A 10,683-nucleotide genomic window follows, 5' to 3' on the forward strand; every position below is an offset into this window, starting at 1 on the left:
TACGCCGATTGGGAGACACACCCTAGAACGCCGGTGTGTCGCGCCACGCTTAACCGCATGGTGACCCCAGGTGCGCGGACACTACACCGGGCAACTCGATCGTCCCCTGGTCTGCAGTCAGAGCTGATTGGCCCGGATGAGGTTCCCCGAAGGATCGCGTAAGGCGCAGTCGCGCACCCCGTAGTCCTGTTCTGTGGGTTCCTGGACGATGTCGGCGCCGGCGGCGTCCAGGCGTTCGAACAGCCCGTCCAGGTCGTCGGTCCCCAGAGTGACCGCGCCGTAGACGCCCTCGGCGATGATCTCCCGGTTAGCGTCGGAGACAGTCGACGATCGGTCACCGGGAGGAACTGATGACGAAGAGAGATGACGCGGCGGGGGAGTTCTCCGCCCAGGAACGTGCGGCGATGAAGGAGCGCGCCGCAGAGCTGAAGGCGGAGGCCAAGCGCGCGAAGGGCGCGGAGAAGGCCGCTGCGGACGAGGCGGCACTTCTGGCCAGGATCGAGGAGATGCCCGACGGCGACCGGCAGATGGCCGAGCGACTGCACCAGATGGTCGCCACCATCGCGCCGGACCTGTCACCGAAGCTGTACTACGGGCAACCCGGGTACGCCAGGGCCGGGAAGGTGGTGGTCTTCTTCCGCAGCGGGCAGATGGACAAGGAGAGGTACTCCACTTTCGGTGTGAGTGCTCAGGCCGCCCTCGACGACGAGAGCGGGCTCTGGCCGACCGCGTACGCACTGATCGACCCGACAGAGAAGGCGTGGGAGCAGCTCGGCGAGATAGTGCGCCGGGCGGCGGGGGATAACTCGGCATAGCCGCTCGGCGACACCACTTCTCGTTCATTGCCGGGGCCCGGACCAGCTGGAGGCCAGATGGCCCGGGACCCGGAAGGGTGGGGGTCAGGCCAGCGCGGCTCTGACAGCCTCGGCGAGCGTCGTCGTGGGACGGCCGATGAGCGCGCTCAAGGAGCGGGAGCCGTCGTGGAGTTCACCGGCGGCGACGGCCCGGTCGATGTCGGCGAGTGTCTCGACGACGGGGGCCGGCAGCCCGGCAGCGACCAGGGCCGCCGCGTACTCGGACTGGGGCAGGTCGGTGTAGGACACGGGCCGGCCCGCCTGCTCGGACAGGGTGGCGGCGTACTCGGCCATCGTGAAGCTCGTGTCGCCGGCCAGCTCGTAGGTCCTGCCGGCGCTGTCGTCGGCGACCAGAGCGGCCGCGGCGGCCTCGGCGTAGTCGGCGCGATTGGCGCCGCTGATCTGGCCCGATCCGGCCGCACCGAGCACACCGTGCGCCAGGTGGGTGGGGATCTGTTCGGTGTAGTTCTCCAGGTACCAGCCGTTGCGCAGCAGGACATGCGGGATCCCCACCTCTGCGAGGGCCTGCTCTGTCTGCAGGTGCTCAGGGGCGAGCCCCAACGAGGTGGAGTCCGCGTGGAGAACGCTGGTGTAGGCGACCAGCTCCACACCGTGACGGGCCGCGGCCTCGATCACGGTGCGATGCTGAGCGGCCCGCCGGCCGATCTCGCTGGACGAGACCAGCAGCAGTCGGTCGACACCGTCCAGCGCGGCGTCCACGGACGGCACGTCGTCGTAGTCGAGGCGGCGGGTCACCACACCACGTGCCGCGACGGCGCCCAGTCGGTCGGTGTCGCGGGCGGTGGCGACGATGTCGCCGGGAGCGACGCCCCGGTCGAGCAACGACTCGACGGCGAGGGCTCCGAGGTGTCCGGCGGCGCCGGTCACGAGGTAGGTCACGATGTATCTCCTGGTTACTGGGTCTGTCGACCGATGGACGTCAACTGTCTGACACGACTACTAACCACCGCTTGCGCCAGACTGTTCCCGATCGCGTGTACCCACCTTGAAGTAAGGTACTGATATGAAAGTTAGTGAGACGTCGCTCCGGCTGGCCGCAGCCTTCGGCGAGGGCGTCTATACCGAGAACTGCCCGACCCGTGAGGCGCTGACCCGGGTGACCAGCAGGTGGGCGCCGTTGCTGCTGGCCGCGCTCTCCGACGGCGAGCCGCTGCGCTGGAACGAGCTGCGCCACCGGGCCTCCGGTATCACGGACAAGATGCTGTCCCAGACCCTCCGCACCCTCGAGGCAGACGGATACGTCCACCGGGATGCCAGGCCGGTCGTGCCGCCCCACGTCGAGTACTCGCTCACTCCGGACGGCGTCGAGCTCACCGAGCGACTCGTCGACCTGATGATCTTCGTCTCGAACAGAGCACTCGGTTCGGCGCCCGCCGCCACTCGCCCCGCTGATTAGCGTGGAGCCATGTTCACTGGCTTGAGCGCGTTCCCGGTTACTCCTCTCAGCGATAGTGGTGTGGACTCCGGCAGGCTGTCCCGAATCGTCGAGCGGCTGGTGGGGGCGGGCGTCGATTCGATCGGGGCGCTCGGGTCCACCGGGTCGTACCCGTATCTCTCCACGGCAGAACGGGCGCAGGCGGCGCGGGCGGTGGTGTCGGCCGCGGGCGACGTGCCGGTGATCATCGGAGTCGGGGCACTGACGTTGTCCGGCGTGCTGCGCAACGTCGATGCTGCGCAGGCGGCAGGCGCGTCCGGCCTGTTGGTCTCGGTGATGACCTATCAACCGCTGACGGACGAGGAAGTGGTCGGATTCTTCGAGGACGTCGCCGCGCGGTCATCGGTGCCGATCTGCGTGTACGACAACCCCGGCACGACGCACGTCACGTTCACCGATTCGATGCACGAGCGCATCGCCGCGCTCCCGCAGGTGCGATCGATCAAGCTGCCCGGCGCCCCGGTGCCGGCGTTCACCGATCGGCTGGGCGTCCTCCGGCAGGCAGTGCCCGATGACGTGACGATGGGAGTCAGCGGTGACGCCTTCGCCGGTGACGCGCTGCTCGGTGGCGCTGACGTGTGGTATTCCGTTATCGGCGGCACGCTGCCCGAGTCTGCCGTAGCTCTGACGCGTGCGGCCCAGCGCGGTGACAGGGCGGAAGCGGACGCGATCGCGGCTCCGCTCGCACCGTTGTGGGAACTGTTCGCCCGGTACGGCAGCTACCGGGTGGCCGCCCACCTCGCGGTCCTCCTCGGGATGGCGGACACGGTCCCGGTGCGCCGTCCCGTGCGTCCGCTCGCCGATGCCGCGATAGCCGAACTCCAGGCGTTGCTGCCACGTTTCACCGCGGTCCGGTGACGACGACGATTCCGTCCGACCGATAGCCCAGCCAGTGCAAGGGAGCTACTCGGGCTCCGAGCGCCATGGCGAACATCTTGACAGGTTGAGAGCAAGTGTCTAGTTTTCCCGGGGTGAGTGGCGCCCGTCACTTCCGATGAGAACTCGAGGGACCAATGCACGTACTCTCACGCCGGGGCTTCCTGGGCTCGGTGGCCGCGGCCGGCATTGCGGCGGCGACCGTGCACTCCGCGGCGGCCCGGGCCGACGGCATCACGGACGTCGCGCCTGCCACCGGACGGATTCCCCACGAGGTCGAGGAGCACCGCGTCCTGGTGGTGGGCAGCGGGTTCGGCGGCGGCGTCTCAGCCCTGCGACTGGCCCAGGCGGGAGTGCCCGTCGTGGTCCTCGAACGCGGACGGCGCTGGCCGGCCGGTCCGAACTCCGACACCTTCCCCAGTGCGACCTCGCCCGATGAGCGCGCGGTGTGGTTCGGCGGCGCCGCGGAGGTGTTCGGTCGCCCGGTCGACCTGCCCCGCTACACCGGCCTGCTCGAGGCCTCGGTGGGCGAGAACATGACGGCGGTCCTGCCCACCGGGGTGGGCGGCGGATCACTGATCTACCAGGGCATGTCACTTCAGCCCACCGAGGAGCTCTTCTCCGACTGGTTCCCGGGCGCCATCAACTGGTCCGAGATGGACCGGGAGTACTTCCCCCGCGTTGCCCGGATGCTCCGGCTCGCCGAGGCGCCCGACGCGCTCATCGACTCGCCCCAGTACGCGGCCTCACGGCATTTCGCCCAGCGAGCCCGGGACTCCGGCCTGCCGGTCAGCAAGATCCCCATGCCGATCGACTGGGACTATGCCCTGGCCGAACTGCGGGGTGAGATGAGGCCGTCGTTCACCAACGGGGACAGCTCCCTGGGCGTCAACAACGGGGGTAAGAACTCGGTCGATGTCACCTACCTCGCTCAGGCGGAGGCGACCGGACTGGTCGACGTGCGGCCGCTGCACGATGTCCGCGCGATGCGCCGCGCACCGGACGGCTCCTGGGAACTCGACGTACATGTGCTCGACGTCGCCGGACACGTTCTCAAGACGCTCACCCTGCGTGCACCGGCGCTGATCCTCGCCGCCGGGTCCGTCAACACCACCACCCTCCTCGGCCGGGCCGAGGCGAACGGTGCGGTGACCGACCTGCCCGACGCGATCGGCGAAGGGTGGGGCACCAACGCCGATCGGATCTACATCTGGACCGATCCGGCCGCCGGGTTCCCTGCCGTGCAGGGAGGTCCCGTGGTCTACGGCAGCCTCAACTGGCAGGACCCGGCCTCGGCTCACACCGTCATCCAGGCCTCGCTGCCCTCCGTCGGGGTGCCGATCCACAGCACGGTGCTGGTGGGGTACGGCGTGAGCGCCGACCGGGGCCGGATCGTGTACGACCCCGTCCAGGACCGCGGTGTCATCCAGTGGCCCGCCGGAGGAGACGGTCACATCGTCCGCCAGCACATCTCGCGTACCGCGCGGGCGATCGTCGGAGAGTCCGGTCACCTCACCGACACCAATGAGATTCTCAACTCCACCTGGCACCCCCTCGGCGGGGCCGCCATGAACCAGGTCTGCGACCTGGAGGGACGCGTGATGGGCCAACGGGGCCTGTACGTGATCGACGGTGCCCTCATCCCCGGAACGACGGCCGCCTGCAACCCGTCGCTCACCATCGCCGCCATCGCCGAGCGGGCTCTCGACAGGATCGTCAGACACGACGTCGGCCACCTCTTCTAGATGCGAACCCAGAGAAAGGCCGACATGCGTCGACTCAGAGCCTTCGCCACCGCCACTGCTGCCCTCGTCGTCGTCGGGCTCGGGGTTTCGCCCGTCGCGCACGCCGACCCACTCGGTTCCGCGGACACCCACGCGCACACGTCCGACATGGTCGCCGATCCGTTCTACGAGCCGCCGGCCGACCTGCCGGCGCAGCCCGGCGCGGTGGTCCGTACCCAGCCCGTCACCATCCCGGCCACTCTTCCCGGGGCGGACGGCGCCTGGCCCGCTGCGGCGACGCGGATGATGTTCACCTCCCGCGATGTCCACGGCGCCCCCGCCGCTGTCACTGCAATGGTGATCGAGGAATCAGGGCCGTGGCGAGGGCCCGGCGAACGGCCGACCGTCGTCATCGCCCCGGGCACCACCGGCCAGGGCAACCACTGCGCCATCTCGCTCGCCGCGCCCAGTGGGCTGTGGGCGGGAGTTGATCCCGACCCGTTCCTCTCCGCGAACCAGGAACTCGTCTCGGCCGCGAAATGGCACGCGATGGGAGCGCGCGTGGTGGTGACCGACTACATCGGCCTGGGCACCCCCCGAATCCACAGCTACGTCGACCGGGTCGAAACCGGTCGTGCCGTGCTCGATGCTGCTCGCGCCGCCCGCGCCCTCGCAGGTGCCAGCTCGCCTCTACTTCTGGCGGGCTATTCACAGGGCGGCGGCGCCACCGCCGCGGCCGCTGAACTCCATCCCACTTACGCGCCCGAACTCGACCTGCGCGGCGCCTGGGCGGGGGCGCCGGTGGCCGACCTCCAACAGGTACTACGGCAGATCGACGGAACCCTGATCGGCGGAGTGATCGGATGGTCCGTCAACGGGATGGTCGATCGCTACCCTGAGCTGCGCACACTCGTCGGCGCCGCCCTCTCCGATCACGGTCGCGCCACCTTGGCCTCGCTGGAGACCAAGTGCATCGCAGACGTCATATTCTCGAGTCCCTTTCTGCGGACCTCCGACCTCACCGTTGACGGGCGCAGCCTTGACCAGTGGATCGCCGGCGACCCCTCGGCGCGAGCGGTGCTCGACGACCAGAAGCTCGGCCGGCTGACCCCCACCGCGCCGGTACTCATCACGTCCTCACCGAACGACGACACCGTTCCCTACGGCCAGGCCCGCGCCCTCGCCGACGACTGGTGCGCTGCCGGCGGCGACGTGACGTTCCGCTCCACCCCAGTGCCCGCCCTGGCGCCCGGCTGGACGCTCCCGGACCACTTCGGCCCGCTCATCCACGACACGATGATCCACGACGAGGTGACCCCCTGGCTGATCTCCACTCTTGACGGCGGGGGGAGGTTCGGCTGCAGCGTCGCGTGACGCTGGCAGATAATGGTCGGGTGCGATCCCGGGAGATCATCCTCGAGGCCACCCGAGCCGTGATCGGGGAGTCGGGCTTCACCGCCGTGAACGTCGCCGGAGTGGCCAGGCGTGCGGGAGTGAGTCGTCAGACCGTCCACTCGATCTTCGGGACCCGAGAAGAGCTGGTGTCGCAGGCCGTCTCCGAGAGGCTGACTCTACTGTCCGGGGCCTTTGCCCAGCTGATGGAGTCGACCGAGACGCCACTGGACCTGTTCGTCGAGATGATGATCCAGGCGCGTCACCACGTCCTCGACGATCCGTTGCTCCGCGAACTCACGCTCTCCGGAACGGCCAACCCGATCTTCGACCCGGGAGCAGCTCGCCGCGCACACGACTACGCGGTGGCACTGCTCTCTCCCGCCGTCGCCCGCTTCCCCGAACTCGAGGGCCGGGTCGAGAACCTGGCCGACATCGCCGTGCACGTGGGCTGGTCGGTGCTCTGCCTTGATGACCCTGCCTCCCGTCCCGACGTCGAGCTGCGCGCGTTCATCGCCGGGTGGATGGCACCCGTCCTGAAACCGCTCCACCCGGAGTGATGGCGAGGACCACGCCCGGAGGGTCCGATACACTCCCCGTCATGGCCTGCTTCACCACATTGATTCGGGACCGTCGCTTCTAGCGGCGGATTCCCTCCTGTAGGACGCTTCCGCCGCTCCGCGGTCCAGCCGGGCGGCGATTCTGCATGCCCGGGCGCACTCTCTTCATCCGGAGCGTCTACACATGCCCACCTATCGGGGCGGCCGGCACGAGCACGGCCAGAACTTCCTCACCGACACCACCGTCATCGACGAGATCATCGACATCGTCGACGAGACCTCGGGGCCGATCATCGAGATCGGGCCCGGGAGGGGTGCACTGACCACCCCGTTGCAGTCCCTGGATCGCCCACTGACGGCGGTGGAGATCGATTCCCGGACAGTCGAGCATCTCCAGGGTTCGCTCGCTACAGACGTTGAGCTGGTTCACGCGGACTTCGTGCGGTGGCCGTTGCCGACGACTCCCCATGTGGTGGTGGGCAACCTCCCGTTCCACCTCACCACCTCGATCCTGCGGAAGCTGCTCCATTCCCCGTCCACGACGACGGCCGTCCTGGTGGTCCAGTGGGAGGTCGCGCGTCGACGAGCAGGCGTCGGGGGCGCGACCATGATGACCGCGCAGTGGTGGCCGTGGATCGAGTTCACCCTGCATCGCCGGGTGTCCCGCCGCGCCTTCCGGCCGGAGCCGGCCGTCGACGGAGCACTGCTCGTCCTGTACCGGAGGCCTCGTCCTCTTCTCGCGGACCAGGACCGTGGTGCTTACCGACGGTTCGTGCACGACGTCTTCACCGGCCGCGGACGGGGCATCGCCGCGATCCTGGCCACCGTGGTGCACCCGCGGCGCAGATCTGCTGTCCGCGGGGTCATCGCCCGGGCGGGCGTCGCGCCGGATGCCCTGCCCAGGGATCTCACCGCGCAGGACTGGGTCGCGTTGTACGCGGCACTGGGGCGTCAGGAGTGAGGCGGGTGCCGATCTGCTCCGGACCCCAGCCCCCGACTCGGTGCCCGTCACCGCGGCGCGGGGCGGGGCAGCGTGGTGGGGCGCGGGGCGGTGCGGTGAAGTGCGGTGAGGCGTGGTCCGGCCGGCCCGGTGTGCTCCTTCCGGCCCGCCGACCGGGCACCTCGGGCAAGGATGGCCCTATGACACCTTCTGCAGTGGTGGCGTGGCGATGATCGAGGTGCGCCCGGCTGAGCGATTCGATGACGTGGCTGTTCTCCTGGGGCCGAAGAAGAACCCGGACGCCTCGGTGTGCTGGTGCCTCAGCCACCGACTGGACTCCAAGACCAACACCTCGCTGACGGGTCCCGCCCGGGGCGAGTACGTCCGCGACCTGTGCGGGCGGGACACCGCACCGGGCGTGCTCGCCTACCTCGGGCCGGAACCCGTGGGGTGGGCGGGAGTCGCTCCGCGCCGCGACCTGCCGATCGCGCGATCACGAGTGGTGCCGACAGTCGACGCTCAACCTGTGTGGTCGATCTTCTGCATCCGGGTCCGCCCCGGGTATCGGGGGCAGGGAGTGGCGCGGGAGCTAGTCGAGGGTGCGGTCGGGTTCGCGCGCGACCACGGCGCACCCGCCGTCGAGGCGGTACCCGTGGACAACGGTGCGGAGAAGGTCAACCTGACGATGGCGTTCGTGGGGTTCCGCTCCCTGTTCGAGCAGGCGGGAATCGTCAAGGTCGCCGCCACGACGTCGGTGGCGGGGGGCTTCCCCCGGATCGTCATGCGTCGTCAACTCGACTGACGCCCACAATCGCCACCCAGCTGCGCGGTCATAGGAAAGGGTGCGAGAGCCCGCGGCGCGGCGATAGGCTTCTCGCTACCGCCACCTCGCGAGCAGCGGAGGACGACCATGGGGACGCTGGGCTACACCGCGACCATCTCGCTGGACGGCTATGCCGCCGACGCGAACGGCGACTTCGACTGGACCGCGCCCGGCGGGGACCTGTTCAGGTTTCACGTGGAACGCATGACCTCGGTGTCGCACGAGGTCCTGGGGCGGAACACCTACCAGTTGATGACCTACTGGGAGACTCCTCCCGACGACGAGTCGTGGAGCCCCGACGAGCACGAGTTCGCTCGCCGCTGGAAGGACCTGACGCGCATCGCGGTGTCCTCGACGATGACCGAGGCGGACCTCGTGTCCGACCGGGACCGCCTTCTGCCGCGCCTCGACCTCACCCGTCTTCAGCAGATCGTCGACGACGCCGAGGGTGAGGTCGAGATCTTCGGACCCACCACGGCGAGCGAGGCGATCAGCGCCGGGATGGTCGACCAGTTCAGGTTCTTCATCGTCCCGAGGGTGGTGGGTGGCGGCCTGCGCGCGCTACCTCCGGGTGCCGAGCTCGACCTGGAGCTGGTGGAACACCGTGTCTTCGACAACGGGGCCGTTCTCCTGCACTACAGACGTCGAGAGATCCAGCGGAGCAGCTAGCTCACCGGTGGATCCGGGCGAGCTGCTCGGCGATACCCGCCACCGACTCCCGGTCCATCCCCAGGAACCCGGAGAGCATCCGGCCCACGGGGATCGAGCCCACCAGCTGTTCGATCGAGGCTCCCACGGCGCCGCTCGCCTCACCGGCGTTCGCCGCGAGCGGGCGGAACACCTCGTCGAGGATCAACCGGGCGTCGGGGTCCGCCATCGCCTCGGAGATCGTGGAGTCGAGGTCGATCCGGACCGGGCGCGGATCCCCGTCGATCGGTACGGAGACCTCGATCCGGAGGTCCCGGCTGGAGGCCGCGGCCGCGAAGACGTACTCGCCACCCTCCACCAGCCAGCTCCCGGCGGGCTCGTCCCAGTACGCCAGGTCCCGGCGTTCGATCGCCACCTCGAGCTGTCCGCTCTGTCCGGGATCGAGCTCGATATGGCCGAATCCCACGAGCTCCCGTGGCGCCCGCCTGCGCACCGAGGCCGGCAGCGAGGCGTAGATCTGGACGACCTCGCGGCCCCGGTACGGCCCGGTGTTGTGGACCTCGACCCGTGCCGTCCACCCGTCGTCCCCGGCCACGACCGTCAGGGACCGGTAGTCGAAGGTCGTGTAGGACAGGCCGTGTCCGAAGGGGAACCGCACCTCCCGCCGCCTGTGGTCGTACCCGCGGTAGCCGACGAAGATGCCCTCCCCGTACCGGACGTGCGAGTCCTCGGCGGGGAAGTTGTCCCAACTGGGGGCGTCCTCGATCCGCAGCGGGACGGTCTCGGCGAGCCGTCCGGACGGGGTGGCGTGGCCGTAGAGCACCCGCGCGAGCGCCCGGCCTCCGCCCTGTCCCAGTAGCGCCCCGGACACGATCGCCGTCGCGTGGGGAACCACCGGGGACAGGTCCACCACGGATCCGGCCGACAGGATCACCACGATCCGGTCCTGCACCGCGGCGACCGCCTCGAGGAGCCGGAGCTGGTCTCCCGGCAGATCGATGTGCTGCCGGTCGACGCCCTCGGACTCCTGGTCGTCGGTCAGACCGAGCATGAGGACGGCCACCTCGGCCTCGGACGCGATGGCCACCGCCTCGGCGAGGAGCAGGTCCTCGTCGTCGTCACCATCCCCGACGCCCGTGGCATGGGTGACCCGGGCGTCCCCGGCTATTCGCCTGATCTCCGTCAGTGGCACATCGACCCGCGTGGGGGTGACGTGCGAGCTGCCGCCTCCCTGGAAGCGCGGTTCGCGGGCGAAGGCGCCGATCACCGCGACCCCGGTGGCCGGTGAGAGGGGAAGGAGGCCGCCGTCGTTGGCCAGCAGCACGATCGAGGACTCCGCCGCCTCCCGCGCGAGGTCGTGGGGGGCGGCGTGGTCCACCGGTGCCGCGCGATGCCCTGCGTCGGCGCGCA

Annotated in this window: 11 protein-coding genes and 1 pseudogene; 9 read left to right on the forward strand and 3 right to left on the reverse strand. The window is 69.6% G+C overall.

All coding sequences use genetic code 11. From position 1 onward, the window contains the following. Positions 1–117: 117 nt before the first annotated feature. A pseudogene (locus G6021_RS02680) lies at positions 118–321 on the reverse strand (VOC family protein); the annotation flags it as partial. A 29-nt stretch (positions 322–350) separates the two neighbouring features. On the opposite strand from G6021_RS02680, the gene G6021_RS02685 reads away from it, so the two are divergent. Continuing rightward, positions 351–815, forward strand: coding sequence for a DUF1801 domain-containing protein (locus tag G6021_RS02685; RefSeq protein WP_182640612.1), 465 nt, complete (start codon positions 351–353; stop codon positions 813–815). Positions 816–899: 84 nt separating this feature from the next. Here the strand turns inward: G6021_RS02685 and G6021_RS02690 are convergent, their stop codons facing one another. Then, complete coding sequence (locus tag G6021_RS02690; protein ID WP_182640613.1) at positions 900–1,754, reverse strand: NAD(P)H-binding protein; 855 nt, start codon at positions 1,752–1,754, stop codon at positions 900–902. 124 nt (positions 1,755–1,878) lie between these two features. Between G6021_RS02690 and G6021_RS02695 the strand changes: the two genes are divergently transcribed. The 8 genes from G6021_RS02695 to G6021_RS02730 all read left to right on the forward strand — a co-directional run bounded on the left by G6021_RS02695 (position 1,879) and on the right by G6021_RS02730 (position 9,294). Next, the gene (locus G6021_RS02695) at positions 1,879–2,271 is read left to right on the forward strand and encodes a helix-turn-helix domain-containing protein (protein ID WP_182640614.1); all 393 of its coding nucleotides are present in this window, start codon (positions 1,879–1,881) and stop codon (positions 2,269–2,271) included. Positions 2,272–2,280: 9 nt separating this feature from the next. After that, positions 2,281–3,168 carry a dihydrodipicolinate synthase family protein gene (locus G6021_RS02700; RefSeq protein ID WP_182640615.1) on the forward strand — a complete coding sequence of 296 codons (888 nt, stop codon included), beginning with the start codon at positions 2,281–2,283 and terminating at the stop codon, positions 3,166–3,168. A 155-nt stretch (positions 3,169–3,323) separates the two neighbouring features. Then, positions 3,324–4,931, forward strand: a complete 1,608-nt coding sequence (locus tag G6021_RS02705) for a GMC oxidoreductase (protein ID WP_182640616.1) — start codon at positions 3,324–3,326, stop codon at positions 4,929–4,931. Beyond that, a complete protein-coding gene (locus G6021_RS02710) occupies positions 4,932–6,284 on the forward strand; it encodes a lipase family protein (protein ID WP_182640617.1) in 1,353 nt (450 codons plus the stop codon). A gap of 20 nt (positions 6,285–6,304) precedes the next feature. Continuing rightward, a complete protein-coding gene (locus G6021_RS02715; protein WP_182640618.1) occupies positions 6,305–6,862 on the forward strand; it encodes a TetR/AcrR family transcriptional regulator in 558 nt (185 codons plus the stop codon). Positions 6,863–7,046: 184 nt separating this feature from the next. Beyond that, positions 7,047–7,823 (forward strand): 23S ribosomal RNA methyltransferase Erm, encoded by a 777-nt coding sequence (gene erm, locus G6021_RS02720; protein ID WP_182640619.1) that lies wholly within the window; start codon positions 7,047–7,049, stop codon positions 7,821–7,823. A 208-nt stretch (positions 7,824–8,031) separates the two neighbouring features. Continuing rightward, positions 8,032–8,604, forward strand: coding sequence for a GNAT family N-acetyltransferase (locus G6021_RS02725; protein WP_182640623.1), 573 nt, complete (start codon positions 8,032–8,034; stop codon positions 8,602–8,604). Positions 8,605–8,712: 108 nt separating this feature from the next. Continuing rightward, on the forward strand, positions 8,713–9,294 hold the full coding sequence (locus G6021_RS02730) for a dihydrofolate reductase family protein (protein WP_182640620.1): 582 nt from the start codon (positions 8,713–8,715) through the stop codon (positions 9,292–9,294). A 1-nt stretch (position 9,295) separates the two neighbouring features. On the opposite strand, the gene G6021_RS02735 is transcribed toward G6021_RS02730, so the two are convergent. Beyond that, positions 9,296–10,683: glycoside hydrolase family 3 C-terminal domain-containing protein (locus G6021_RS02735; RefSeq protein ID WP_182640621.1), on the reverse strand; the 1,388-nt coding region annotated here is incomplete at its 5' end.

The sequence above is a fragment of the Dietzia sp. CW19 genome, from assembly GCF_014145265.1.
Lineage (GTDB): Bacteria > Actinomycetota > Actinomycetes > Mycobacteriales > Mycobacteriaceae > Dietzia > Dietzia natronolimnaea.

Coding starts and splice junctions, on each gene's coding strand:
- G6021_RS02710 (WP_182640617.1), top strand. CDS start 4,932: ATGCGAACCCAGAGAAAGGCCGACATGCGTCGACTCAGAGCCTTCGCC.
- G6021_RS02730 (WP_182640620.1), top strand. CDS start 8,713: ATGGGGACGCTGGGCTACACCGCGACCATCTCGCTGGACGGCTATGCC.
- G6021_RS02725 (WP_182640623.1), top strand. CDS start 8,032: ATGATCGAGGTGCGCCCGGCTGAGCGATTCGATGACGTGGCTGTTCTC.
- G6021_RS02695 (WP_182640614.1), top strand. CDS start 1,879: ATGAAAGTTAGTGAGACGTCGCTCCGGCTGGCCGCAGCCTTCGGCGAG.
- G6021_RS02700 (WP_182640615.1), top strand. CDS start 2,281: ATGTTCACTGGCTTGAGCGCGTTCCCGGTTACTCCTCTCAGCGATAGT.
- G6021_RS02705 (WP_182640616.1), top strand. CDS start 3,324: ATGCACGTACTCTCACGCCGGGGCTTCCTGGGCTCGGTGGCCGCGGCC.
- G6021_RS02685 (WP_182640612.1), top strand. CDS start 351: ATGACGAAGAGAGATGACGCGGCGGGGGAGTTCTCCGCCCAGGAACGT.
- erm (WP_182640619.1), top strand. CDS start 7,047: ATGCCCACCTATCGGGGCGGCCGGCACGAGCACGGCCAGAACTTCCTC.